This window comes from Bacillus methanolicus PB1, from assembly GCF_000262755.1.
Classification (GTDB): Bacteria; Bacillota; Bacilli; order Bacillales; family Cytobacillaceae; genus Bacillus_Z; species Bacillus_Z methanolicus.
In genome coordinates this window covers 142,581-169,416 of sequence record NZ_AFEU01000003.1, presented here as the reverse complement: position 1 = coordinate 169,416, position 26,836 = coordinate 142,581, and the positions used below count along the sequence as shown (strand labels likewise).

26 protein-coding genes and 2 pseudogenes are annotated in these 26,836 nt (G+C 37.2%); 22 read left to right on the top strand and 6 right to left on the bottom strand.

Annotated features, from left to right (window positions below; translation table 11 throughout):
* The first annotated feature begins 9 nt into the window (after positions 1-9).
* The gene (locus PB1_RS10620) at positions 10-834 is read left to right on the top strand and encodes a LysM peptidoglycan-binding and 3D domain-containing protein (RefSeq protein ID WP_004436374.1); all 825 of its coding nucleotides are present in this window, start codon (positions 10-12) and stop codon (positions 832-834) included.
* Between the two features lie 49 nt (positions 835-883).
* Here the strand turns inward: PB1_RS10620 and PB1_RS10615 are convergent, their stop codons facing one another.
* Both PB1_RS10615 and PB1_RS10610 read right to left on the bottom strand, forming a co-directional pair.
* Positions 884-1,672 (bottom strand): hypothetical protein, encoded by a 789-nt coding sequence (locus PB1_RS10615; RefSeq protein ID WP_004436371.1) that lies wholly within the window; start codon positions 1,670-1,672, stop codon positions 884-886.
* Positions 1,673-1,797: 125 nt separating this feature from the next.
* Positions 1,798-2,928, bottom strand: a complete 1,131-nt coding sequence (locus PB1_RS10610; protein WP_034645265.1) for an MGDG synthase family glycosyltransferase — start codon at positions 2,926-2,928, stop codon at positions 1,798-1,800.
* A 134-nt stretch (positions 2,929-3,062) separates the two neighbouring features.
* Between PB1_RS10610 and PB1_RS10605 the strand changes: the two are divergent.
* From PB1_RS10605 to PB1_RS10585, 6 genes and pseudogenes are all read left to right on the top strand, one after another.
* Positions 3,063-3,865 (top strand): annotated as a pseudogene (locus tag PB1_RS10605) (metallophosphoesterase).
* Positions 3,866-4,058: 193 nt separating this feature from the next.
* The gene (locus PB1_RS17820; protein ID WP_004436364.1) at positions 4,059-4,217 is read left to right on the top strand and encodes a hypothetical protein; all 159 of its coding nucleotides are present in this window, start codon (positions 4,059-4,061) and stop codon (positions 4,215-4,217) included.
* 142 nt (positions 4,218-4,359) lie between these two features.
* Positions 4,360-4,527 carry a hypothetical protein gene (locus PB1_RS17815; protein WP_004436363.1) on the top strand — a complete coding sequence of 56 codons (168 nt, stop codon included), beginning with the start codon at positions 4,360-4,362 and terminating at the stop codon, positions 4,525-4,527.
* 231 nt (positions 4,528-4,758) lie between these two features.
* On the top strand, positions 4,759-5,202 hold the full coding sequence (locus PB1_RS10595) for an RDD family protein (protein WP_004436361.1): 444 nt from the start codon (positions 4,759-4,761) through the stop codon (positions 5,200-5,202).
* A 358-nt stretch (positions 5,203-5,560) separates the two neighbouring features.
* Positions 5,561-5,767 (top strand): hypothetical protein, encoded by a 207-nt coding sequence (locus tag PB1_RS10590; protein WP_004436359.1) that lies wholly within the window; start codon positions 5,561-5,563, stop codon positions 5,765-5,767.
* A 56-nt stretch (positions 5,768-5,823) separates the two neighbouring features.
* Entirely contained in the window at positions 5,824-6,345 is a 522-nt protein-coding gene (locus PB1_RS10585; protein WP_004436358.1) for an HD domain-containing protein, read from the top strand.
* Between the two features lie 238 nt (positions 6,346-6,583).
* Here the strand turns inward: PB1_RS10585 and PB1_RS10580 are convergent, their stop codons facing one another.
* Positions 6,584-7,507 (bottom strand): VanW family protein, encoded by a 924-nt coding sequence (locus PB1_RS10580; RefSeq protein WP_004436357.1) that lies wholly within the window; start codon positions 7,505-7,507, stop codon positions 6,584-6,586.
* A gap of 45 nt (positions 7,508-7,552) precedes the next feature.
* Positions 7,553-8,983 (bottom strand): aminotransferase-like domain-containing protein, encoded by a 1,431-nt coding sequence (locus tag PB1_RS10575; protein WP_004436356.1) that lies wholly within the window; start codon positions 8,981-8,983, stop codon positions 7,553-7,555.
* A gap of 115 nt (positions 8,984-9,098) precedes the next feature.
* On the opposite strand from PB1_RS10575, the gene PB1_RS10570 reads away from it, so the two are divergent.
* A complete protein-coding gene (locus PB1_RS10570) occupies positions 9,099-10,019 on the top strand; it encodes a DMT family transporter (protein WP_004436355.1) in 921 nt (306 codons plus the stop codon).
* 384 nt (positions 10,020-10,403) lie between these two features.
* Here PB1_RS10570 and PB1_RS10565 read toward each other — a convergent pair whose 3' ends face one another.
* The gene (locus PB1_RS10565; RefSeq protein ID WP_004436354.1) at positions 10,404-11,360 is read right to left on the bottom strand and encodes a TIGR03943 family putative permease subunit; all 957 of its coding nucleotides are present in this window, start codon (positions 11,358-11,360) and stop codon (positions 10,404-10,406) included.
* A gap of 13 nt (positions 11,361-11,373) precedes the next feature.
* A complete protein-coding gene (locus PB1_RS10560) occupies positions 11,374-12,390 on the bottom strand; it encodes a permease (protein WP_004436353.1) in 1,017 nt (338 codons plus the stop codon).
* Positions 12,391-12,634: 244 nt separating this feature from the next.
* Here PB1_RS10560 and rpmG point away from each other — a divergent pair, with 244 nt between their 5' ends.
* The 14 genes and pseudogenes from rpmG to PB1_RS10495 all read left to right on the top strand — a co-directional run bounded on the left by rpmG (position 12,635) and on the right by PB1_RS10495 (position 26,619).
* On the top strand, positions 12,635-12,784 hold the full coding sequence (rpmG, locus tag PB1_RS10555; protein ID WP_004436352.1) for a 50S ribosomal protein L33: 150 nt from the start codon (positions 12,635-12,637) through the stop codon (positions 12,782-12,784).
* A gap of 115 nt (positions 12,785-12,899) precedes the next feature.
* On the top strand, positions 12,900-14,099 hold the full coding sequence (locus PB1_RS10550) for a GTP-binding protein (protein ID WP_004436351.1): 1,200 nt from the start codon (positions 12,900-12,902) through the stop codon (positions 14,097-14,099).
* Positions 14,100-14,276: 177 nt separating this feature from the next.
* The gene (locus PB1_RS10545; protein WP_004436350.1) at positions 14,277-14,840 is read left to right on the top strand and encodes a biotin transporter BioY; all 564 of its coding nucleotides are present in this window, start codon (positions 14,277-14,279) and stop codon (positions 14,838-14,840) included.
* Entirely contained in the window at positions 14,841-15,557 is a 717-nt protein-coding gene (gene bioD / locus PB1_RS10540) for a dethiobiotin synthase (RefSeq protein ID WP_004436349.1), read from the top strand.
* 209 nt (positions 15,558-15,766) lie between these two features.
* On the top strand, positions 15,767-16,192 hold the full coding sequence (locus PB1_RS10535; RefSeq protein WP_004436348.1) for an OsmC family protein: 426 nt from the start codon (positions 15,767-15,769) through the stop codon (positions 16,190-16,192).
* Between the two features lie 188 nt (positions 16,193-16,380).
* A complete protein-coding gene (locus PB1_RS10530) occupies positions 16,381-17,385 on the top strand; it encodes a LacI family DNA-binding transcriptional regulator (protein ID WP_004436347.1) in 1,005 nt (334 codons plus the stop codon).
* Between the two features lie 237 nt (positions 17,386-17,622).
* Positions 17,623-18,795 (top strand): substrate-binding domain-containing protein, encoded by a 1,173-nt coding sequence (locus PB1_RS10525; RefSeq protein ID WP_004436346.1) that lies wholly within the window; start codon positions 17,623-17,625, stop codon positions 18,793-18,795.
* Positions 18,796-18,963: 168 nt separating this feature from the next.
* Positions 18,964-20,463, top strand: coding sequence for a sugar ABC transporter ATP-binding protein (locus PB1_RS10520; protein WP_004436345.1), 1,500 nt, complete (start codon positions 18,964-18,966; stop codon positions 20,461-20,463).
* Positions 20,444-21,427, top strand: a complete 984-nt coding sequence (locus PB1_RS10515; RefSeq protein WP_004436344.1) for an ABC transporter permease — start codon at positions 20,444-20,446, stop codon at positions 21,425-21,427. Before PB1_RS10520 ends, PB1_RS10515 begins: the two co-directional genes overlap by 20 nt.
* A 66-nt stretch (positions 21,428-21,493) precedes the next feature.
* Positions 21,494-21,910, top strand: a pseudogene (locus PB1_RS18430) (sugar phosphate isomerase/epimerase family protein); the annotation flags it as partial.
* Between the two features lie 74 nt (positions 21,911-21,984).
* Complete coding sequence (locus PB1_RS10510) at positions 21,985-23,016, top strand: zinc-dependent alcohol dehydrogenase family protein (RefSeq protein WP_004436343.1); 1,032 nt, start codon at positions 21,985-21,987, stop codon at positions 23,014-23,016.
* A gap of 138 nt (positions 23,017-23,154) precedes the next feature.
* Complete coding sequence (locus tag PB1_RS10505; protein WP_004436342.1) at positions 23,155-23,997, top strand: sugar phosphate isomerase/epimerase family protein; 843 nt, start codon at positions 23,155-23,157, stop codon at positions 23,995-23,997.
* 475 nt (positions 23,998-24,472) lie between these two features.
* Positions 24,473-25,651: a Gfo/Idh/MocA family protein gene (locus PB1_RS10500; RefSeq protein WP_004436340.1), complete on the top strand. Its 1,179-nt coding sequence runs from the start codon at positions 24,473-24,475 to the stop codon at positions 25,649-25,651.
* Positions 25,648-26,619, top strand: a complete 972-nt coding sequence (locus tag PB1_RS10495; protein ID WP_004436338.1) for a sugar phosphate isomerase/epimerase family protein — start codon at positions 25,648-25,650, stop codon at positions 26,617-26,619. The genes PB1_RS10500 and PB1_RS10495 overlap by 4 nt, the downstream gene beginning before the upstream one ends.
* Positions 26,620-26,836: the final 217 nt, after the last annotated feature.

Below are 26,836 nucleotides of genomic sequence, written 5' to 3'. Positions count from 1 at the left end.
GGTTATTAAATGAAAAAACACTTATACTCAATGTTAGCAGCGGCAACAATCTCTGGAATAATCGGTGCTAACGCCCAGGCAGAAGAAATTGTAGTTAAAAAGGGAGATACGCTTTGGGAGATCTCTCAAAAATATGATGTAACAGTAGAAGATCTTAAGAAATGGAACGGGCTATCTTCGGACGTAATATATCCAAATGATAAGTTAGAAGTACTGCCGGAAAAACATTACATAGTGAAATGTGGTGATACGCTTTGGAACATAGCCAAAACAAATGGTGTCACTGTTCAAGATTTAAAAACATGGAACAACCTAAATTCAGACTTGATTAAACCTGGATTGAATCTTGTGATCTATCCGACAGCTGACGGAACAAACACAGGAACTCCGTCTTCATCAGCACGGTCGGTAAAAGCAAGTTCTGCGCAAAACAAACAAACAGCTGTGAAATCAGCCGTAAAACCACAACCTGTACAAAACAAGCAAACAACGGCGAAAACAGCTGTGAAAACGGCAACTTCCAAAGCACCGGTTGCAAATGTTGCGAAAGAACTTACTGTAACGGCTACCGCCTATACTGCAAGTTGTGCCGGGTGTTCAGGTGTTACTTCAACTGGGATAGATTTAAAAGCCAATCCAAATGCAAAAGTAATTTCAGTTGATCCAAGTGTAATTCCATTAGGTTCAAAAGTATATGTTGAAGGATATGGATATGCCACTGCTGCGGATACAGGAGGTGCAATCAAAGGAAATGTCATTGATGTATTTATTCCTTCTAAAGAAAAAGCAGTTCAATGGGGAAGAAAACAAGTAAAAGTAACGATTTTAAAATAATTTCTTGAAAAAAGGAGCAAAGGGTCAGATCCCGCTAATAAAACTAATATTAGAGGGGTCTGGCCTCATTCTTTACCTTTTCTTCTTTATTAATCCTTTTGGGAGGCGTCCGGTACATAATTCCTCTTTTTGAAAAAAAACTGATGAAATAACTTGCCGATATGCGAAAATGTAATTGCAGTTGCTCTGATATTTGGCTGAACCGTTCAAATATGTTTTCTTTTAAATGATCAAGCTGCCTTAATAACTTATGACTAAGTGCATCCTGTTGGTCAAGCCTTTCCATTACAGTTTTATGATAAATTTCTTCATTATTAAGTTTTTGAGAAATATCATTAAAAATCGATTGCTGGTTTTCAAGCTGGTGCTTAAACTCCTGATTCAGCCGGCCATATTCTTCTAATTTAGTTGCAAGCCCCTCAAACCTTTGATCCTGGAATGAAAGCTGATCAAGAATTGCCTGATGCACGAGTCCTTCTCCTACCGCTTGTTTCTCAATCCCTTTTTGTAATTGTTCTAATTCATGCAGTCTTTCCAATATAACTCGTGAAGTTTGTTCATGTTTTTTTAACAAAGAGGCTAAATGCTCGCTAAATGTTTCCTGATGTTCAAACCGGTTAAGGACTTCTTCAAAATAATTGGTTTGCTCACTCTTTGCATTCTTTAAAAGACCATTGACTTCTTGAAAGGAATCGTTGAGCTGTTGATTCACAGATTGCTGCTGTTCAATAAACTGAGACACATAATTAAGATGAAACAAATTTTGGTTTGGATCTTGAGGTGAAGATTGAGTTATATATAATTTCGGCTCCATTTTCCCATTAACATACAAAGTCATAGTAACACTCCTTTACAAACGTAAGGTATTGCAGGGACAGTGGTACTATATAATATGAAGTGACACATAAAATTGTTTACTTCCCTATTATTGTGCGTGTGAAAATTAACAAAAAATGATAATAATCATGATGAGTAAGATTTTATTTTTAAAATTATGTCATTTAGTGCAGAATTAATATCAGCAAGTTTATTTGAATAAACAGAAAGATTTTTATTATAAAGCTGCTTTGCTCTTGAATTTTCAAGGAATTGCAAAAGGTTTTCTTCAAGGCGAGAGTCATTGAAAGAGAACAGTTTATTTACTGAAAGCCCTGATTCAATTAAAAAATCCCGATTCATTTCTTCTTGGCCGGGAAGTGCATCTAAAAGATAGATTGGAATTTTTTTTATTAAGCATTCACTGACAGTCACTCCGCCAGGCTTTGTAAGTATCAAGTCCATATGATCATAAAGTTCATTCATTTCCTTTCGGGACGAAATATATGGTAGAGGAATGATCAAAGGATTGTTCAACATTTTCAGTTTAAAAAACAACTTATCGTTTTTTCCGCACAGTACAAAAAACTTTATTTTCCCGGATAACTTGTTGCTTGCAAATAGCTTTTCAATAGCACCGACCCCCATGTTGCCGCCAGAGACAAGAACATGATATAAAGAACCGTTGTTTATGGAACGATTTCCACGATTTCTGCTTACAAAAAGAGGATCGACCGGAATTCCAGTAACGGCAATTTTCTTAGAAGAAACACCATTTGCTTCAAGAAACGTTTTTACTTTTAGACTGGGAACTAAATGGTAATCGATATGCCTGATCCCCCATACATTATTTATAAAGTAATCGGTATATGCATTCACAATAGGAATCGGAAGGTCTTCCTTGGTTTTAAGAAGATTTAAAAGATACGAGGGGAGACAGTGAGTGCAAATAATTGCGTCAGGTTTTTCTGCATTAATCAATTCCTTCATTTTACTAATAAAAACGAGTTCATAAAAAGGAAGCCTTTTTTCAAGACTGTAATTTTTGCATGCGTTGTTTTTATAAAGCCAACTATAAAAAGAGGGGAGCGACTTTATCGTTTTTAAATACAAACTTGTAACCATCTTTTCAGCAATTGGCGAAGTATAATGAAATATATCCACTTTTTTTATTTCAATAGAAGAATCAATTTGAGTAATATAGGCTTTCAGTGCATCAGCAACTTGATGGTGACCCGAAGGAATTTGCATAAATGGTAGTAATAAAATTTTCCTCATAGTCGATTTCCTTTTTTGTCTTTAACTTTTACAATCGTTTTCGTCTTCATACATTTTCCTTTATATTCCCATGAATTACCACTAGGACTTCCCCTTTATCCCTACTATACTTGGTAAATGGGAGGGGATAAATAATGCTTTTTTATTTCATGTTAGTTTTTTTTGTTTATCTTGGTTTAATTTTTTATAAAGCAAATAAGAATACTCGCCATGTAATGGTAAATACAATTTCCATATCCCGAAAAAAAATAAAAATATTAAGGTCCTTCACCTTTCAGATATCCACCTTGAAAACATTTCAGTCAGCCCTGATAAGCTGTTTGAAATAATTTGTAAACAGCCTGTTGATTTCATCGCTTTAACTGGAGATTTTTTAGATAGAAAAAGAAGCATTCCAAAACTAGCAAACTATTTAAAAATCTTACAAAAAGCAACTCCGAAATATGGAATATATGCAGTATTTGGAAATCATGATTACGTCTTAAAAGGAAAACACTTTGAAGATCTGAAGAAAATGCTTGAAGAGCATGGTTGTAAGACACTTCAGAATGAGAACGTGACTCTTTGCGTTGATGGGGAGAACCTTAATATTATCGGCATCGATGATTACAGCACAAAGCGAAGTGATATAAGAAAAGCTTTTCAAGGAGTGCCGGATGGGTATAATTTAGTTTTAACCCATGATCCGAATGTTGTACTGGACATGGAAGGTTTTGATTTTGACTATCTTCTGTCCGGCCATTTCCATGGCGGGCAAATTCATTGGCCAAAGCCTTACCATCTCATCAAAATGGGAAAACTTGTGCGTATGAAAATGGTAAAAGGCTTGCATTACCATAAGGGGAAGCCTTTTTATATCAGTGAAGGTTTAGGCCAGACCGGGGTCAATATCCGCATCGGAAGCCGTCCGGAAATTACGTATCACGAAATTTCATAAAATAAACCACAAGAGACTGACTTATAAGCGCCGGATGGTTCTGACCCTTTGCTTTTGAGTCAGCTTTGTTTTTTAGTCATTTTTCATAAGTTATTATTTCAATGTAGATCGGATTTCACGAAAAAGAAATATTGTGATGTATAGTTCCTCATTTTCAAGGAAAAATTAAGCGTGAAAGGTGGATGATTTTAAAATGAAAGATAAGAAAACCCAAAACAAGGAAGAACCAAAAATCGCACCTGGGATGGATGACAGTGAGGAATTGGAACAAAATGCTTCAGAGGATGAAGTAAAAAGAGGCGAATATACACGTGTTACTACATTATCTTATGATGAAGTAGATCCAAGCTGAAAATGTAAAAATATAAGCTTTCCCGAGAGCTGACTCATAAGGGTCCGATCCTCTCCGGAAATGCAATAATTAAAAAAGAAGTAATATGGTTTTCCCAATGGGGCAGAATAATAAAGATCAATGCACCAAGGAGGCTTAGATCATGCCGAGAGGAAAAGAATTGGAGCAATTGCCAATGTCAAACACGCCCCCCGGGATGGGAGATAGCCAGAGCAAAATGAACAGAACATCATTAGAAGGCATCACGTCAACTGATTCTCCATCTCCGTCTCAAATATCAAGAAAAAAGATGAAAGAAGAAGGCCGTTAAAAGGATAAACCGGCCTTTTTTTATTTTATGCATTTAACTAAAAACCGTACAAGTGTATAGAATACTTTTCCAACCAGAAGATCATTTGAGACTACATACAAATCTGGGAATATTTAAAGAGAAATTTTAATATCATATATGGAGGAGCCTATTTGTAGCACTTTTTTTTGGAAACAAATTGAACCGGATTTGTTTCCGTGGAATCTGAATAAAAGGAAGGTGGAAAATACATTGAATCGTGCAGGATTCGGGATTCGCTTAGGAGCATTATTTATTGATGCGGTGATTTTTGGAATTATTTTATGGATTTTAGAGTTTATTGTTCGTTCTGTTTTTGGGATTTCCGATCAAATGGATCCTAACGCAGGTCTTCCTGTTCTAGGAGCTGGGTTAATAATAACTAATTTGGCCAGCTTTATTTTAGCTTTGATTTATTATGTATGGTACCCTGTTCTTTCAAATGGCCAAACTTTCGGAAAGAAATTTACAGGAATACGAGTTAAACGTACGGATAACCGTGATCTAACTTTTTGGACGATGTTCTTGCGTGAAATAATCGGAAAACTATTATCAACATTAATTTTATTTATTGGTTACTTAATGGCCTTAGGAAAAGAAAAAAGAGGATTGCATGACTATATAGCAAAAACAGAAGTTGTTTATATAAAACAATAAATTCAAATGAGAAAAGGGGAGCCTTTACCAAAAGGTTCTCCTTTTTTGCGCAAAGGGAGTTTATAACATAACATTGTTACGAAACATTGAGAAAGAGTAAAATATAACATTGTTTTGTTGTATGTATTATGTATGAAAAGAGTCGCTGAATTAAACTGGAATACTTTTCGAAAAAAAGATCTTATAGATTTAACTGGAATATCGTTTGGTCAACTTTATTGTAAAAAAGAGTGGAATACAGAATCTTATTATGAACGATTCGGGAAATTCCCCAAGAGATTTATGCAATAGCATTTGCTATTTTTATGCTATCATAATGATAGCAATTAATATCATAATGATAGGGGGATCATTCATCATGAGTGAACAAAATAAAATACAGGTTAATGTAAGACTATCAAAAGTAACAGTTGAAAAACTGGATGAAATTGTTGCATACTATCAAGAAAATACAAAAATCGGTAAAGTTTATAAAGGAGACGTCCTAACCGACATTATCGAAAAGTCATATGAAATCATGAAAAAACAAAAATCAGCACAAAAAATGTTTCAAAAAAAATATTGATGACAAAAATCATACAAGTTTCTCAATTCATATGAATATATTAAAAGGGTGATAACATGAGAGAAGTTAAATTAATCGATATATATCAACATCGTATTTCACAAAAATATCTTAATCGCTCGGGAATGGCTCATGCTATCGCTGTAGCCTATCACGCGTTTCATTTGGCTAAGGAGCAAAATATTGATGTTGATAATGCTGCAAAAGCAGGGTTTCTTCATGATATTGGCCATTATACATGGTATAAAGACGATAAATGGGATTATGAACTCTATCGAAAAAATGATATACACGCTATTAAGGGAGCTGAACGGGCACATAAATTATTGATCCGTTTGGGTGAAAATCCTGTAAAAGCAAAAGAAATTGCTCTGGCGATTCTTTTTCATACGGATTCCTTTTTACCAGGAGGAGAAGTAGTTAGAACTCCTTTGCAAAACATTATTAAATTAGCGGATGAAAAAGATGAAGAACCGGGAGGCCTTCACCACTACCGGAAAATTGATAGTGAGCGTGCATTTAAGATGCTGCAGCAACTTGATAATCAAATAGATGCATGGATTTGTGAGAAAAGCTGACTTTACAGAATTGGGACTGACTCAATAGCAAAGTACGAGACCCTGCCAATAATCTACATATAGACAAACACTAATAAGATCATTCTATATTTTGTTATTATTGGAGGGAGTTAGACCCTTATGAGACAGCCCCTTTTATTCCTAAAATGTTTTATAGAAACTAATTGCTTCATTTAGCATGAATGATGTTTTTTACAATTGAGAAATGGCATCAAAATGCTTTCTCACGTAATGAATGTTAATTTTTCATTCCCTCCATGAACATTGTTTCCATTGGCAGTAGACCGGAAGCCGGAGATACTTTGCGAGGTTTATAATTGATCAGGTCCGAAGAGTAAACCTTAACAATTACTTTGCCTCCGTAAACATGAGCGCGAATAAGGATCGGCTGATTGTAATTATTTTCAAAAATAAAATCCGGACCATACCAACTTACTGTTGCATCCCGGCCCTCCGGCACATATGGAACACTTTTGCTATGAGAATACCGTTCCAATATATGTATTCCCGCATTGTCAACAGCATTAAAAAGTGTTGAAGAAACCTGGCAAATCCCTCCGCCAACTCCTTCAGACAATTCGCCTTTTACAATAATCGGGGCTGGCAAATAACCTTTTTCAACCGTTCTTTTGCCTACAACACCATTAAAGGAAAATGTTTCACCTGGAAAAATGACATGGTTATTAATTGCTTTTGCAGCTAGGATAATATTAAGCGTACGATTTTTATTTCTTGGATTAAAATAGGTTATATAGTGGCCTATCTGTTTTTCCCTTATATGCGATAGAAGCTCACTGTCCACTTTTGGATAAAGTGAAATGGTTGGTACTTCAATTCGGGAGGGGCCCTTATTGAAAAAATAATCATAAATTTGTTCTGTAATTGCAGTTCGATTTAACTTAAGCCCTGCCTTTTCAGGGATGATTTTTCCATTTTCATCAATGAATGCATTTACTGGAGCTTGATATACTAGCTGATCGAGTTTTTCCAAAAACCCTTTATATTTTTCTTGATCAATAAACGGTTCAGCGAGAAAAGGCAGAGAATACTCCGTCCGGCTGACGGAAGAGATCGTTTTTCCTTGATGTTCCACTGTCAAATGATCAGTTGAACCGATAGATTGCAGGGATATAAAAAGACCAATTATCAATGAAATTTTCATAAGAAAAATACCTCCTAACTATAGTATGAGAAGGGAGGCATTATTTTATGTCAGGCTGACTTTTCCAATCAAATAAACCGAATTATATACATCAACAAGATCCTTCATTCCTTCTATCAATTGTCGTTCATTTACAAATGAGTAGCTTAAACGAATCCATGAATCCAACTCATTGAGAGGATCACATATGTTTCCCGGTACGAATGAAATAGATCGTTCAACACTATTCGACAGGAGTGTTTGGGCAGAAATCTCTTCAGGTAATTTTACCCAAAGGTTAAGACCTCCCTTAGGACTGGTCCACTCCCAGCCTGTAGAAACGATCACTTCTTCCATAATTTCCTTTCTAATGTTTAATGCAATACGCAGCTTTTCAAGGTGCTGTTGCATTCTTTCTGATAGAAAATAATGCAGAAACATCTTTTGATTAAGTAATGGTGTCCCGTTATCCGAAAGTGATTTTGCCGTTAACAGGATTTTCATTAAAGGTTGCCTGCATGCGACCAAAGCAATCCGTAAACCAGGGGCAATGTATTTGCTATAGCTGCGAATATATATGACATACCCGCCCGTATCATATCGGAAAAGAGGTGCGGGAGGTTCATGTCCGAAATATATATCATGAAACGGATCGTCCTCTACTAAAAGACACTGGTATTGTTCGGCTAATTCAGCCAACCTCTTGCGCTGTTCAGTCGGAACGGTATAGCCTGTCGGATTATGGAATGTAGGGTTCAAATAAAATAAACGGGGTTTGTACTGCTTCATATTTTTTTCAACTTGTTCGAGATCATATCCATACGGAAGAATATCAACTGGAATGATGGTTGCCCCTTGGTGACGAAAAATATCAATCGCCGCACTGTAGGTTGGCCGCTCCATTAACACAGTATCTCTCGGTTTGACAAATGCTTGTGAAATCAAGTTAATCGCTTGTTGTGCACCAGAAGTAATGATTAGTTCATTGGCGTTGACATATAACTGATGCCGCTTTCGGAAATAGTGGGCTAACGCTTCTCTAAGTTCTCCGTCGCCTTGTACAGTGGAATAAGTTCCTAATACTTTCGGATATAAATCGAATACCTTTTTAATATAATCTGCAAAATAATGGTTTGGTAACAAATTTGGATCGATAAGTGCCTGAGAAAACTGATAAGTAACAGGTATTTGATGAATCTCTGAAAGATAACTTCTTTGAACACGTGATGTAAAGATAGGAAACTGTATATGTTCAAATCCTTCCAAATTGCCCGGATGTATATAATAACCTGATTTATCTTTCGCATACACTTTTTCTTCTTCTTTTAATCTTTGATAGGCTTTAAAGACAGTTAGACGGTGCACATTCAATTCCTTTGCCAATTCACGAACAGATGGAAGCTTTTCATGAGCCCTCCATTCCCCGCGATTGATCCTGTTTACAATATAATCATATACATCCTCAAAAAGACGGTTTGAGTTCTTTTTCAATGGCATCAGCTCTCAACTCCTTTATTTCTTAATCTTAACAGATTCCTTTCTTATCTGTTCTATTTAAATTTATCTGTTCTGTTTGCCTCCTATTATGATAAAGGCAAAAGGAGGAATTTTCATGGTTATTCTAAATTATTTCATCATGTGTTTTATTTTTGGGACTACTTTTTTAGCGATAAAAATAGGAATGGATGCAGGTGCCCCGCCATTTATGTCAGCAGGGATCCGATTTTTTCTGGCAGGTTTCATTTTATTTATTATGATGAAAAATAAAGGGAAGGCGAATATGTCGCTTCTTGTTCGAAAGGAGATGCTGTTGTCAGGTTTAGGTTTAACTTTTGGTACGTTTGCGACTTTATATTGGGCTGAACAGTATGTTAATTCAGGAATTGCAGCTGTGCTGTCTGCTACAGGCCCCATGATGATATTATTAATCCAGACATTTATTTTGCGTAAAAAATTAAGTAACAAATCGTTAATTGGATGTTTCATTGGATTTGCAGGAGTAATTTTATTACTGTCATCCAGCTTTACATTTGAAGCTAATCCGCTTTGGTTTCTTGGGAGTATTGTGATTTTGATGGGAGAGGTCTGTTATGCGAGTGGGGCTTTATATTCCAAACGTGTTATTGGAATTTTTAAAGAAATATCGCCGATTGCATTGAATGCAGCTCAGATGATGTATGGCGGAGCCCTTCTCGTTGTTTTATCTTTGTTTACTGAAAAAATTGATGTCGAATCGATAATATCCATAAAGGCGATGGGATCTCTCCTTTATTTAATTATCGTTGGGTCTATGGTTGGACACAGCTTATTTTATTGGCTTGTTGCCAAAACAAACCCGGTTTTCCCATCTACATGGCTATATATTTCACCACTTATCGCTATATCATTAGGTGCACTATTGAATAATGAGGCTGTCACATGGTTAATGGCAGTAGGTGCAATAACGATTATCTGTGGAACTCTCCTTGTAAATTTAGATGCTTTGCAAGAGGTAATCAAAAAACCGATTCTTTTGAAAAAAAGAACTTATTAAGCAAAACAACAAGAAAAGTTTCATGGTTGTAAATGCGATTAAAATCATATGTTGACGGCAGGCATGGGTGTTTCCTTGTCTGCTTTTGTATATAATAATCTTTCTTTCTATATTATAAGACAAAACGGTAAATAAAAGGTTATAGTGGTTGATACAAATATGTTTTCTTTATGAAATGAGGTAAAAGAAGGGAGGAATAAGAGCTTCCTTCCCTTTTGTTTATTGATGCTTTCCATAAGAAGTAATCCCACTCTTGCAATCTCGTCCGGATGATTTGACGACTATTTCTCACTCAGAGCCGGCAACTGCACACCACAGTCTTGCGACAAGCTTTAAAGCAGTGGGGGACTGGCCCTTTTATCACAACCAGAATATTTTATTAAATTAATTAAGTTTGACACTAATCGGATAAAGGTAAGGCTCTTTTGGTTCATCGATTTTTTTCCAACTATTTATTTTAATTAGTGGGAGCCTGGTGCCATTAAAAGTGGTAACATCAAGTGTTCCTTCCGCCTCGATCCATGTATCTGGGGAAAGTGTGGAAGCTTCCGGAAATTCAGAAAGAAACCCGATAATTTCGGCGTCAGCGACGCAATGCGTGATTAAAAATCGTGATATAACAAGTTGATTCGTCTGAAACCCTTTTTCTTTATAAACAAAACCGTTTAATTGAATCTTCCTTCCTTTATACTTATCGATATCGATACTGATCGCATCATAATAAGAAGAGTACACTAGATCATTCATTAAAATGGCTGATGTATTTTCTAATTCTTTCATTAGCTTCTGATATTCCTCTTCCGTCATTTCATTTGGATTGACAGGAACATTTGAATCATGGGTGATCGTACTTCTTCTATCTTGCCCCTCGCTGTTCTCCGTATCAGGTTCAGAAGGATTCCCTGCGGAGGCGCTTTCTTCTTCAATTTGTCCGCCTTGTCCGCCGCTTTTTGCCTGATTGGATAAGGAAATCATTGCTCCTTTTTTATTGGCGATTGACGCATCCAACGCTTTAGCCGGCAGAAAAATTCCCGTTAGCAAAGGAAAAACAATAATGAAATAAGAAAGTGCTTTTTTAAAAGAAAATGGTGAATCCCCATGATCATGATGGCTGCATTCATGCCCGTCATGACAATGGTGTTCCTCCTTTGCTAATGTCCACACCCTGGTAAGCTGAACCATAAATAATAGTAGAAAAATTATAGCTGCCGCCTGGCTAAGATTTTCGTATTTAGGGTTAATAAATTTCGTCATCTCGCCGGTAAAATGCAGTTGTAAAATTAGAGCGGAAAAAGTAAACAGTATTAATGCTCTAATGGCCTGCTGAACATGAAATTGCATCTTTTTCTCCCCCTCATATAAATGGATGCAGAAGCATCAATGCAGTAAAAACAGAGATCGTGATGATCACCAAAACGCCCAAAACAAACCTTGTCCGAAAAACGCTCAGCATCATGATCGTATTTTTTAAATCAATCATAGGGCCAAATACTAGAAAACCTAAAATGGAAGTGGTGGGAAAAATGCTTGAAAAAGATGCTCCGATAAAGGCATCCGCTTCCGAACAAAGAGACATAATGTAGGCAAGCCCCATCATAACAAGGGTGGAAGAACCTAGTCCGCTGCCTGCCTCAAGCAACGATTTAGCCGGTAAATATGTTTGTACAAAAGCCGCGAAAAGTGCCCCAATGATTAAATATCTGCCCATATCAAAAAACTCATCGATAGAATGCTTAAGCATACTCCAAAACTTTTCGGTAAACGACAGACGTTTATCGCTTGAGTGTGAATGCACGTCCATTAAAGGGCCAGTCTCTTTAAACTGTCGGCCTTTAAAGAGGAAGCTCACTGCAATTGCAACAAATATCGCGATAAAGAACCCGATAATCATCCTCAAAAGTGAGATTTTTAAATTATTCCCAAATGCCATGTATGTAGAAGCAATTACGATGGGATTTATGAGCGGACCCGTTAGCAAAAAACCAATTCCTGCGTAAATAGGAACCCCTTTGGCAACAAGTTTCCGGACGATCGGCACAATACCGCATTCACATGCAGGGAAACATGCTCCGACGACGCAGCTCATCATGACAGCCAAAAATTTGTTTTTAGGAATACACCTTTGAATATGCTCTTCTTTAACAAAAATTTGGATCATACCGGCAATGAGGACACCGATCAAAACAAAAGGCAAAGCTTCTATTAAAATACTTAAAAATATCGTATTTAAATTTAATAGAGAAGGTGGGAGACGCCAGCCTGCTTCATTATTAACCGTTATATTTATTCCAAAGGATAAGAAATAAACGGCAAAACCAATTATGAAAATTCCAGTGAAATCGAGCAAGTATGAACGAAATAGACGATCCATAATGACCTCCAATTAATCAAAAATATAATACTTGTCAATAATATTTATTAATAGAATTCATTTTTAAGAATTGTATTTACTTATTTATTGGAAAATCTATTATTTGCTGGATGGCAATATATCTTATTAGGACTATTTGTTCTTATTTTTTAGTCAAATTCCCGATCTTGACTTTCCTTTAATCTATACCATACAATGAAAATCGTAATCATTCCTATTTTAATCTAAACAAGGAGGATAAAAAATGCGAGTTAAAATCACGCTTCAATGTACTGAAACAGGTGACAGGAATTACATAACGACAAAAAATAAACGAAACAATCCCGAAAGACTTGAATTAATGAAATACTCACCGCGGTTGAAACGTCGTACTTTACATAGAGAAACGAAATAAGATCTTGGAAAGCAATTTGAAATGGCGTAATTGCCGGAATCATTTGGAGAAATAGCACAGTATAAATCGTAATAATTATGATTTATTGTAAATATTTTTTTTAAGGAGAATCAATATGCATGATAAAAAAATACCAGTCACCGTTTTGAGCGGATATTTGGGAGCAGGAAAAACAACGATATTAAACCATATTTTAAAAAACAGGGAGGGTTTGAGAGTAGCTGTCATCGTCAATGACATGAGTGAAATCAATGTTGATGCAGATTTAGTTAAACAAGGGGGAGGGTTAAACCGAACCGAAGAGAAACTTGTTGAATTATCAAATGGATGCATTTGCTGCACTCTGAGGGAAGATTTATTGAAGGAAGTAGAGCGGCTCGTACAGCAGGGGAATATTGATTACATTATTATTGAATCTACTGGTATAAGTGAACCCGTACCAGTCGCTCAAACATTTTCCTACATTGATGAAGAATTAGGAATCGACCTGACGAAGCATTGCAGACTTGATACAATGGTTACAGTCGTCGATGCGAACCGATTTTGGCATGATTTCGCATCAGGGGATTCATTGTTGGAGAGAAGCCAGGCCGCTGGAGAAAATAACGAAAGAACTGTTGCCGATCTATTGATCGATCAAATTGAATTTTGTGATGTTCTCATCCTGAATAAGTGTGATTTGTTAGATCCTGAACAATTAAATCAACTGGAAGGGTTTCTAAAAAAACTTCAGCCCGAAGCAAGGCTGATACGTACTGTAAAAGGAGAAGTCTCTCCTTCTGAAATATTGAATACAGGTTTATTCGATTTTGAGAAAGCAAGCCAATCAGCAGGATGGCTTAAAGAGCTGGAATCACCAGAACATACTCCGGAAACAGAGGAATATGGAATCAGTTCGTTTGTGTATCGAAGCCGCATCCCATTTCATTCAGAGCGATTTTACCAATGGGCTGAGGAAATGCCTGAAGAAATTGTGAGGGCAAAAGGGATTATTTGGTGCGCCACAAGAAATGATGTTGTACTTTTATTCTCCCAGGCCGGCCCATCCGTCAATCTGGAACCTGTTGCTTACTGGGTGGCAGCTTTGCCTATAGAGGAGCAATCCACATACTTTGCGGAAAATCCTGAATTGAAAGATGATTGGGATGAAAAATATGGTGACCGCATGATTGAACTCGTTATAATCGGAATTGATATGGATAAAGAAGCTGTAAAAGCTTCATTGGACAGTTGCTTACTAACAGAAGAGGAAATGTTAATGGACTGGAATGAATTTAAAGACCCGTTTGCTTGGAATATTTCCGTACAGGCTTAGTTTGTATTAAAAACAATTTATATATTTTAAAGTAGGAGGTATCTATTTGCAGATACCTCTTTTTTAGCGATAATTTCACATTTCGGATTAATTGTAAACACATTTTTAAAAATGGTTGACAAAAAGAATATAAATCATGCATGATAAAAAAAACAATTCAATGAGGGTGAAAATGAAATGAAAACAAAACATATGACCTTAGCAGCGATATTTGCCGCATTGACAGCCATTGGGGGATTTATAAAAATTCCTATTCCGTATGTACCATTTACTTTGCAGATTGTTTCTGTTTTTTTGGCAGGCTCTCTGCTTGGTTCGAGATTAGGAGCGCTTAGTCAACTGTTGTATGTATTCATAGGCCTTATCGGAGTACCAGTTTTTGCAGAAGGGGGAGGGCTTGGTTACGTTTTAAAGCCAACCTTTGGCTATTTGATCGGATTTGTTTTAGGAGCATATGTAAGCGGGTATATTGTGGAGAGGTTGAAAAAACGTACAATAAAAACGTTGGCAGCGGCCAATTTTACAGCTTTATTAATGATATACACCATAGGTTGCATATGGTTATACGCTGCAATGAAATTCTTAGTAGAGAAGCCACTGACGATTAAGCAAACTGTCTTATACGGACTTCTTATTCCCGTACCGGGAGACATCGTCCTTTGTATTATTTGCTCGATTTTAGCGTCAAAAATCCTGGCACGTTTATCTGCATTTCCTGTCGGAAAAGGTGTGGCAGCTTAAATGGGTAGCGCTCTATTTATTACGGGAACAGGAACTGAAATTGGAAAAACCGTTGTATCGTCATTTTTACATAAAGTTCTTAGTAAAAATGGATTAAAGGTGAAGGTTTTTAAACCGATTCAATCGGGATTTGATGAAGAGAAACAAATCTATCCGGATTCATTTTGGTTTCAGAAGTCTATCGGTGACGATCAGACTGGGATGTATTTTTTCAAGCCTGCTGTATCTCCTCATTTGGCAGAAAAGCTAACAGGACAAAAAGCGAATATAGAACATATAAAACAGAAGCTGAATGAATTAAAAGAGCAATATGATTTGGTCCTGGTGGAAGGGGCAGGAGGACTGGCGGTTCCTCTTCAAGTACGTGAACACGAATTGTATATGACAAAAGATTTTATTAAAGAACTACAAATACCTGTTGTATTAGTTTCTTTATGCGGTCTTGGAAGTATCCATCATGCTGTCACAACCGCTCATTATGCAATGAATGAAGGATTGGAAATAAAAGGTTTCGTGTTTAACCAATTTAATGATCAAAACTTTCTGCACATGGACAATGTCTCAACGATACAAAAACTAACAGAGCTGCCTGTCATAGCAAAGCTTCCATATTTTGAAAATGTGTTACCTGATTTGGATGAGTGGATCAGTAAGCATAATTTTAACGATGTAATAGCTAAACTGAATGATAAAAAAGTCAATAAATCATACATATAAACAATTTAATAGCCAGGTTAAAGAGTGGAGAAATTCATTTTTCATTATGAGCTAATCATTGTTTATCCTTTTTTTATGGATTCACTTTAACAGACTTGTTTAAATTTGATTTATCATATGTTAAGTGTACAATTATGAAAAGAAGAGTATATCAACTTAAGAAGTAAACAATATTAAAGAAAAGGTACAAAAGGAAAGGATTGTAACAAATGAAAACAACGGTAACATGGACAGGACAATTGGCTTTTACAGGTTCCACTCCATCAGGGCATGAAATCAAAATAGATGCGGCCGAGGAAATCGGGGGGCAAAATAGTGGAGCAAGGCCTATGGAATTGCTTTTACAAGCAGTTGCAGGGTGCACCGGGATTGATATTATAATGATCTTGCAAAAAATGCGTTTAAATCCTGCCTCTTTTCATCTTGAAGTAGAAGGAACACGCGCAGAAGACCATCCGAGACGATATACAGATATTCATATCCATTATGCTTTGGAAGGAGATTTACCCGAGGATAAGGTGATCCGGGCCATTCAGTTGTCAAAAGATAAATATTGTTCAGTTTCTCAGTCATTAAATGCAAACATTACGGCAAGCTATTCAATTAACGGCGTTAAAGGCAAACAAACTTTATAAGATAGAAAATGAATCTTAAAGCGAATGAAATATCAATGGACAGGGGGGGAGGTAATAAAACTCCCTCTTATAATTGATAATAAACAATATGAGAAAGATAAAAATTTTTAAAAAAATATTGTAAAAAATAATGTAATCGATTACAATGTAAACAACAAAGAGATATACTTCTCGAAAGGATATACAAAATGGTAAGGATTGTTGATGTAGCGAAATTGGCCAATGTTTCCACGGCTACCGTATCAAGAGTCTTAAGCAATTCTGGAACCGTATCAAAAGAAACAACCGAGAAAGTTATGGAAGCAATAGAAAAATTAAACTATCAACCTAATATACTAGCAAGACAACTTAGAAAATTAGAGACAAAAACGATACTTGTTGTTGTACCTGATATTACTAATACCTTTTTTTCTAAGATACTTCGCGGGATAGAAGAAGTAGCTGCAAAAAACGGTTATCAAGTTCTTTTAGGAGATACGGGAAACAATCTTGAACGCGAAAAAGAATTTTTGAATATTCTTCGTCAAAAGAAAGCCGATGGCTTAATACTATTAACAGCAAGAATTGATCAGAATTCAATCGAGGAAATTGCTAATGAATTCCCTGTTGTACTAGCGTGCGAGTATATAGAAGGATCCCAAATTCCAACTGTCTCGATTGATAATATTAGCAGTGCACGGAAGGCGACTGAACATTTAATTCTTTTAGGTCATAAGCGTATCGGTTTCATTTCCGGACCACTTAATGTTGTACTAAGCCGGGACCGATTAAAGGGATTTCATCAGGCGATAGCCCAGCATGGTATAGCTGCAGAGCCGTATTTAATTCAAGAGGGTGACTTTTCATACGAAAGTGGTTTTAATCTAATGATGAAATTTCTAGCGCTTGAGCAGCCGCCAACTGCCGTTTTTGCCGCAAACGATGAAATGGCAATCGGAGCAATGAAAGCGATTAAATCAAAAGGATTACGTGTACCTGATGATATTTCTGTTGTTGGGTTTGATGATATAAAATTTGCTTCTATTGTTGAACCGGCGCTTACTACGATTGCCCAACCAATGTTTGATATTGGTATGAAAGCGATGGAATTACTTTTAAAACTAATCCATAAAGATCCATTAGAAAAAAATCAATATATTTTAGAAGATAAACTGATTATCAGGGATTCAAGTAATGAGTATAAGAAGAAATAAATATTAAATACCCGCGGGTTGCAGAGAAAAAAATTTTTTAAAATCTATTGTAAACGATTACATATATTTTGAAGGTTGGTAGATCAATAAGCTGTGTTAATTTTTATTATATGTAATCGATTACTTAAATGAACTGATTATTTTTTTTATCAAATAAAAGGAAGTGTTGCTCAATCACGCATCATAAAAAGTTAGAAGAGTTGTACTAATTAAAAAAAACAAAGGAGAGGTTACCTAATGAAAAAGAATGTTTTGGTTTCCATCATATTGGTTTTTGTTCTTAGTATGGTGCTTATAGGTTGTGGTAATAAGGAAATGGCTACTGGAAGCAAAGAAAGTACAAAGAAGAATGAAAATTACTCTGAGCAGACTTCCGGACCGCTGACAATCAACCCTAAGATTCCAGATTTAGATGTTCTTGATAAGGGGCCTAATGGTGAAAAGGCTGTATCTGCAAAATCTTTACAACTTACTGAAGAAGAGCTTCAAAAGATTAAGGATGGAAAGTATAAAGCCGCAATTGTAATGCATTATTCCGGAACTGACTACATGAATGCAGCAGTAGGAGCAATGAAAGATACATTTAAAAAGATGGGCATCGAAGTAATCGCTGTTACAGATGCACAGTTTAAGGCTGAAAAACAAGTAAACGACATTGAAACAGTACTAGCTAAAAAACCGGATATTATGATCTCAGTCCCTGTTGACGCAGTTTCCACCGCACCAGCTTATAAAAAAGCAGTTGCACAAGGAGTTAAATTAGTATTTATGGATGGGGCAGCAAAGGGTCTCTCTCCAGGAAAAGATTACATTAGCATTGTTTCAGGTGACAACTATGGAAACGGTGCATTGGCCGCAGACATCATGGCTGAAAAAATTGGTAAGAAAGGTAAAGTCGGTATCGTTTATCACGATGTTAATTTCTTTGTTACGAAAAACCGTTCAGATGCATTTGAAGCAAGAATTAAAGAAAAATATCCAGACATTGAAATCGTAGCAAAAGGAGGTATTACTGATCCAAATAAAGGAGAAGAAGTAGCTTCCGCAATGCTTACAAGACACCGTGACATCGATGGGATTTTTGCGCCATGGGATGTACCAGCTGAGGGTGTAATGTCTGCTGCCCGTAACGCTGGCAGAGAAGATTTAGTCGTTACTACAGTTGACTTAGGTACAAATGTCGCTATATCCATTGCATCCGATGGAATTGTTAAAGGCCTAGGCGCTCAATTACCATATGACCAGGGGGTAGCTCAAGCTATTCTTTCAGGTTATGCGCTTCTAGGAAAGGAGGCACCAGCTTATGTTGCTTCTCCAGCGATTAAAGTTACAAAAGAAAATGTTTTAGATTCCTGGAAGCTCATCTACGGTACAGATGCACCCCCAACCGTTAAAAATGCTATGAAATAAGTTTGTGTGGATGACACTATTTTATGGGGCTGTCTCAAAAGCCTAAGGGTCAGACCCCATAACACAATATATAGGATATAATGTTGGATAAATATGCTATATATTGATAATGCACATGGGGTCAGACCCTTATGAGACAGCCCCATAAATAAAAGAAGGTGAATTAATATGGATCAGCCTGTACTTGAAATGAAAAATATCTGTAAAGCATTTAATGGAGTTACCGTACTTGACAAGGTGGATTTCTCCTTGAGAAAAGGAGAAGTTCATGCCTTGATGGGAGGGAATGGAGCCGGGAAATCCACATTAATGAAAATACTAACTGGTATTTATGCTGCTGACAGTGGTGAAATATTAGTAGAAGGAAAACCAGTAAGTATTAAGAACATTGACGATGCAAAAAAACATAATATTTCTATGATATTCCAAGAGTTTAGTTTAATTCCTACACTGACCGTTTCCCAAAACATCTTTCTGACCCGGGAGACAAGGACTTCGTTGGTGTTGCTCAATGATAAAGAAAGCGAGAAGAAAACAGAAAAGCTGCTAAAAGAATTAGGAGTGGATATCAAACCATCCGATATTGTTCAAAACTTGGGAGTTGGCTATTGGCAGATGACGGAAATTGCCAAAGCACTATCTCAAGAAGCAAAAATATTAATAATGGATGAGCCAACATCATCATTAACAAAAACTGAAACTGAAGTCTTATTCAACATCATTAACAAATTGAAAGAAAAAGGTTATTCCATCATTTATATCTCCCACAGAATGGATGAAATCTTTCAAATATGTGATAGGATTACCATCTTAAGAGACGGAAAGTATGTCACAACAGAAACATGTAGTGAAACCGATTTGGAAACAGTCATTCAACATATTGTGGGAAGGGAGTTTGACAAGGCTTTTGAATGGCAAGAACGCCCTTACTCAACAGACGTACCACCGATCTTTGAAGTTAAAAACCTAAATGTCGGAAATAGACTTAAAGATATTAATCTTTCAATCCAGCCTGGTGAAATTGTAGGTATAGCAGGATTAATGGGTAGCGGCAGAACTGAATTATTTCGTTGTTTATTTGGAATTGACCCAATTGATAGCGGTGATATTTACGTTGAGGGTAAGAAAAGAAAGATTAAGAGTCCAAAAGATGCCATAGAAGCAGGCATTTCACTAATCCCTGAAGATAGACGGATGCAAGGATTGATTCTTCAACATAGTGTAAAGGATAATATGATACTCCCAATCCTTTCAAAATTAAAAAATGGGCTCTTCATTGACAATAAAAAATTGAATGAAATTAGTAAGCAATTAGTTAATAAGTTGAAGATCAAAACTGATAATATTTTTAAAACATCAGGCTTGTTATCTGGTGGTAATCAGCAAAAAATTGTCCTTGCCAAGTGGCTGGCAACCGATCCTACAGTATTACTTCTTGATGAACCTACAATCGGTGTTGATATTGGAGCAAAGACTGAAATTATTGAAGTAATTAGAGAAATGGCCGAAAGTGGTAAGGCAATACTAGTTGTCTCCTCAGAGCTTCCGGAACTTTTAGCCATGAGCGATCGAGTGGTCGTTATGCATGAAGGGAAGATAAAAAAGGAGATGAAGCGTAAAGAGATTAAATCAGAGGAGGAACTAGAATATGCAATCCAAGGTTTTTAATGAAGTAAAACAGCCTTCAATCTCCGTAGTAAAAAAATTTGAGTGGCGCAATTATATTGTGTATTTGGCCTTCGTAGGAGTGTTAATCTATTTTTCAATTACCCTTTTTGATCAGGGGTTTTTAACAACAGGGAACTTATTAAATATAGTAAGACAAACAGCAACTATTACTTTAATGGCCCTAGCGATGACATTTGTAATAAGTACTGGTGAAATAGACCTTTCAGTCGGTTCAATCGCTGCATTATCTTCACTGACAGGAGCATTAGCTCTTCAAACAGGCTATGGCATATTAGGGGGAGTAATTGCTGGTGTTGGAACTGGCCTGCTTATTGGTTTAGTAAATGGTGTACTTGTTACAAAATTAGCTATTCCGTCATTTTTGGTAACTTTGGGTACAATGGGAGCAGTCAAGGGTATGGCTATGTGGATAACTGACACCGCTCCGGTTCCAATTATTGATTCAAATTTCAATTTTATTTTTGGTTCTGGTGACATCGGCCCTATCCCTGTACTGCTTATTTGGACTTTGATGTTCGCAATTATCGCACACGTCTTGCTTCAAAAAACGTCATTTGGGCGCCAGGTTTTAGCGACAGGTGGAAATGAAATTGCTGCAAGGTTTTCTGGTGTTAATACAAGTAGAATTAAGATGTTGGTTTTCCTGGGCACTGGCCTAATGGCAGGCTTAGCTGGGCTTCTATATGCAGGCCGTATGAATGCGGGAAGATTTTCCTTTGGTGAAGGTGACGAGCTTTCTGTAATAGCTGCAGTTATTCTTGGTGGTACAGCATTAGCTGGAGGAGTAGGAACTGTGATAGGAACAGTAATTGGGTCATTAATGATTGGAGTTATTAACAATGGGTTAATTATCATGGGGTTGGATGTAAGCCAACAAATGATCATCAGAGGTTTGATTATTATTTTGTCGGTAGCGCTTGGACGTAAGGCGGTAAACCGATAAAAACTTAACCTTTTGGACCGAAAGAATTATTGTGGAATAAAAAAAGCTGAAGTATTAGGTACAGGTGAGACGTTTCTAAAATTGAGAGAATTTGTAGGAGAAAGTATCGGAGCAAACTTCGATCCAAGTCATTTAGTCTGGTAAGAAATTGATCCGGTAGAAGCCATCAAAAGGATTGGTCGGGAAAATGCGATCTTTCATTTCCATGCCAAAGACACATATCTGGATAAAGCCAATAGTAGCGTAAACGGCGTGTTAGATACCAAACACTACAGCAATATTTTATACTGCTCATGGACGGTTAGATCAGTAGGATATGGACCATGACGAAGAAATGTGGAAGGACATCGTAAGTACTCTTTGTGCTGTAGCATATGATTACGTTACGTTATTTCCATTGAACATGAGGATATGCTAGCTTCGACTGATGAAGTTTTATGTAAAGCCATTTCCCTCCTACAAGGGATCTTGTTCAAGCAATAAATTAGTGATATGTGGTGGGCAAAGTCCCATAACCGGTTTTACCATTCAACAATATTTTTTTAGGAGGAAATACTATGAAAATGAAAGCTGTATTCTTTCCGGGAGATAAAAAAGTAGAAGTTCGCCACGTCGAAGTTCCAACACCTGGTTCAGGAGAAGTCTTAGTTCAAATGAAGGCATCTGCGATTTGCCGCAGTGATATGAGCTTGTATTATGGCACTTCTGTTTTTGAAGGAACAAAAACCGGTTTAATGGTTCCAGGCCATGAACCAGCGGGGGTCATCACACAGGTTGGAGAGGGCGTATCAAAATTCCAAGAAGGAGATCGTGTTGCGGTATACCTAGCTTTAGGTTGTGGGGAATGTGCTCACTGTAAGAGCGGCTATAAAATGTTTTGTAAGGAATTCAAGTGTATTGGTTTTGATGCCCACGGGGGAGATGCTGACTATATGGTTGTTCCTGCAGAAAACTGCATGCGTATTCCGGATGAAATGAGCTTCGTAACTGCTGCCGTTTCTACTGACGCTGTTGGAACGTTATATCATGCGCAAAAGAGACTGGGAATCTCAGGGAGAGACAAACTTGTAATCTTCGGAATGGGTCCTATGGGGGCTGCCGGTGTAATGGTTGCACACGCACTTGGTGCTACTGTTATTGCAGTAGACATGATTGACGAGCGTTTAGAAATGGCGAAAGAACTTGGTGCAGACTATATCATCAATGGGAAAAATGCCAATGTACAAGAAGAAATTTCGCGCATTACAAACGGGCTTGGCGCAGATGCAGCCATCGATTGTTCAGGAAGTCCTTTTGCGCAAAATGATGCACTGGATTGCGTAAGAGCGCATGGCCGCGTGGCATTTGTCGGTGAAAGCAAAGAAACAACCATCCATCCGAGTCCACAGTTGATACGTAAACAAGTAACACTTATCGGTTCATGGTATTTCCCAATTCAGGAATATGAAGAAATCGCCGAATTTATCGTGAGAAAAAATCTTCCAGTTGAAAAATTAGTGACTCACAAATTTAAGCTGGAAGAAGCAGAAACAGCCTTCCGTTTATTTGATGAAAGAAAGACGGAAAAAGCGGTATTTGTTTGGGAATAATATGGATAAAATCAATCTTAGAGTCTTAAGGGATGAAAGTGCGAATGGACTACTCGTTACTAAATAATGTTGCCCATGATCAGACACTTGGGGGCATTCTCAAATGAATCAAATCATATTTAGAAAAGAGGTATTCAAATGAAAGGGATTTCTTTCAATACATGGGTATATAGTAGTTTTCCAGCATGGGTTCCTTCTTATCCGTTAGAGGAGGTAATAAACCGATTATCATCATTTGGCTATAATGGGATTGAGATTGGCTGTGCTAGTCCGCACGCCTGGCCTGATTATCTATCAAAAGAGAGAAGGCAGGAAATTTCAAATCTATTAAAACAAAAGAATTTAAAAGTAGCAGCGATGCTTCCGGCTCCAGGTGGTGGGCCAGGAATGAATCCTAGTTCTGCGCTCATTGAAGAAAGAAAATTCACAATCGATCATTACAAAAAAGTAATTCAATTGGCATACGATTGGGAGTGTCCTACAGTGATGTGGCTGGCGGGATGGGCAGCTTTTGGAACAACGCAGCAGGACGCGTGGAACCGTAGCTTAGAAGGATTAGTAGAGGTAGGCAAATATGCGCAAGAGCTAGGGATAACAATGGTCGTTGAGCCAACTCCAGCTGACAGCAATCTGATTGAAACAGCAGACGATGCATTAATGTTGGCCGAACAAACTGGATTATCAAATGTGAAAGTCATGTTTGATACCTTCCATGCCTTGTATCGAAACGAAGTGCCGAGCGATTATGTCTATCGAATGGCTGATAAACTTCACCACGTCCATATTTCGGACAATGACCGCCTCCCACCTGGACAGGGAAGAGGAGATTTCGATTCGGTTCTAAGAGCATTAAAAGAAATCAATTATGATGGCTACTTATCAATGGAAGTAGGCTTCCATACAAGACAATCAGAGCCGGATTGGTATGCGAAAACGTCTATTGAATATTTGAGAGCTAAAGTAAATGAGATATTTAAATAAATCTATAAAGAATTAGGGGCTATCTCAACTTCGATTATATTCGGATGGGTGGGCCCCTTTTCCAACTACTACTTTTAGTAAGAATATTGCAAAATTAAGAAAATATACGAAGAAGGCATAAATCACAACTCTAAGGAGGTGGTTGTGTTCAAGGGGAGTACTCCTAATGAATTTGAAATTACTCTTTTAAACAGAGGGATCAATATGAAATTAGAATAACAAACAAATACATGGGGAGACGTTGTCGGACACCTCGTTCAAAATCGTTGTTCTTTCTTGAAGGTTGGATAAAAAATTTTTTGATTAGACGTTATTGATCAAAATGAGGAATTACAACACAAAAACCAGCGTCAAAATATTATTTCATTCAATTCAAGTTAAGAAGCACATGAAAATGAATAATTTGAAATTATTTTAATTATAAACCAGACTTCAAATTTTAAATAAATCGTCTATTGAACAGGGGGAATCCCATATGGAAAAGATCAAAGTCGGAGTGATCGGGACAGGTTTTATCGGTCCTACTCATATTGAAGCAATCAGAAGGCTTGGTTTTGTTGAAGTAATAGGATTAGCGGGCAGCAGCAAGGCGGCCGCCGAAAAAAAAGCGGCTGAACTTGGGATTCCGAGAGCATATGGCGATTACCGCGAAATGCTTAATGACAGTGACATACATGTTGTTCATAACTGCACTCCAAATCATCTTCATTTTTCAATTAATAAAGAAGCTATTTTAGCAGGCAAACATGTTTTATCTGAGAAGCCGTTAGCGATGTCAAGTAAAGAGTCAGCAGATTTGCTTGCATTAGCAAAACAGCATAAAGTCGTACATGGTGTGAATTTTAATTATCGCCAATTTCCGATTATTAAAAATTTACAAACGATGATAAAAAATGGTGAATTCGGAAAAGTGAATTTGGTACACGGAAGTTATTTGCAAGATTGGTTACTGTATGAAACTGATTTTAACTGGCGTTTGGATCCTAAATTCGGCGGATACACACGTGCCATCGCGGATATAGGTTCCCATTGGTGTGATACGGTCCAATATGTGACCGGTAAAAAAATTGTGGAAGTTTTTGCAGATTTGGCAACGGTTTTACCTGTTAGAAAAAAACCGAAAACAAATGTGTCAACTTTCGGTACACAAAATACGGAAGAAGAGAATTATGAAGAAGTAACGATCCAAACAGAAGATTATGCGTCGGTTCTTGTGCGTTTTCATGATGGGGCTAGAGGTGTGTTTACAGTTTCTCAAGTAAGTGCCGGCCGGAAAAACAGACTAAGTTTTGAAATCGATGGCAGCAAAAGTTCAGCTTATTGGAATCAAGAGGAACCGGAGAAATTATGGATCGGTTATCGCGACAAACCAAATGAAATTCTTTTGGCAGATCCTGCTTTATTTGCACCGGAAGCAAGATCTTCGATACACCATCCCGGAGGGCATAATGAAGGCTGGCCTGACGCTTTAAAAAATATGATGCTGCAATTTTATACATTCATTCGGGATGGAAAAGACCCATTAAAAGATCAAACAAACTTCGCGACCTTTGAAGATGGACATGTATCAATGTCTATTATCGATGCAATAGTAGAAAGTCATAAACAACAAAAATGGGTGAAAGTCCAAGTAGATCAGGAGGTGTCTTCGTGAAACTAGGTGTTTTCACAGCTTTATATCAAGACTTACCTTTTGAAGAAATGCTTGATAAATTAAGCGCTATGGGTGTTGAAGCTGTTGAACTGGGAACGGGCAACTATCCGGGAAACAGCCACTGCAACCCTGATGAGTTATTGGAAAGCCCTGAAAAATTAAAATCTTTCCAACGTGCGCTTGAAAACAGAGGATTATCGATTAGCGCTTTAAGCTGCCATGGAAATCCTCTTCATCCAAATAAAAATTATGCGAAAGAATCTCATGATGTTTGGAGAAAAACGGTTTTATTAGCTGAGCAGTTAGAAGTTCCTGTCATTAATGGTTTTTCCGGTTGCCCAGGTGACCATCCAAACGCTAAATATCCAAATTGGGTGACTTGTTCATGGCCTCCGGAATACTTGGATATTCTAGATTGGCAGTGGAACGAAGTGGTGATTCCTTATTGGAAAGAAGAGGCTAAATTCGCAGAGTCTCATGGAATCAATCAAATTGCTTTCGAAATGCATCCCGGTTTTGTTGTCTACAATCCGGAGACGTTACTGAAATTAAGAGAACATGCGGGAGAAAGCATTGGAGCAAATTTCGATCCGAGCCACCTTGTTTGGCAAGGAATTGATCCCGTAGAGGCAATTAAAAAGCTAGGCCGAGAAAATGCCATCTTCCATTTCCACGCAAAAGACACATATTTAGACAAAGCCAATATTAGTGTGAACGGTGTGTTAGATACGAAACACTACAGCAACATTTTAGACCGGTCATGGACGTTCAGATCAGTCGGCTATGGCCATGACGAAAAGATGTGGAAAGATATTGTTAGCACACTTCGTGCAGTAGGTTATGATTATGTTCTTTCCATTGAACATGAAGACATGCTCTCTTCTACCGATGAGGGATTAAGTAAAGCGATCAGCTTACTGAAAGAAATTCTATTTAAAGAGCAAATGACTGAAATGTGGTGGGCATAGTTTGCTAGAGGCTGTCTCATAAGGGTCTGACCCCATGTGCATTTATCAATGTATAGCACATTTATCCAACATTATGTCCTATATATTGTGTTATGGGGTCTGACCCTTAGGCTTTGAGACAGCCCATATTGTATGAAAAAGGCGGAAATACACTAAAAAGGCTGACGTTTTATATTCGACAGCCTTACATCTATTTGTTTGCGACACTTCATTTTCA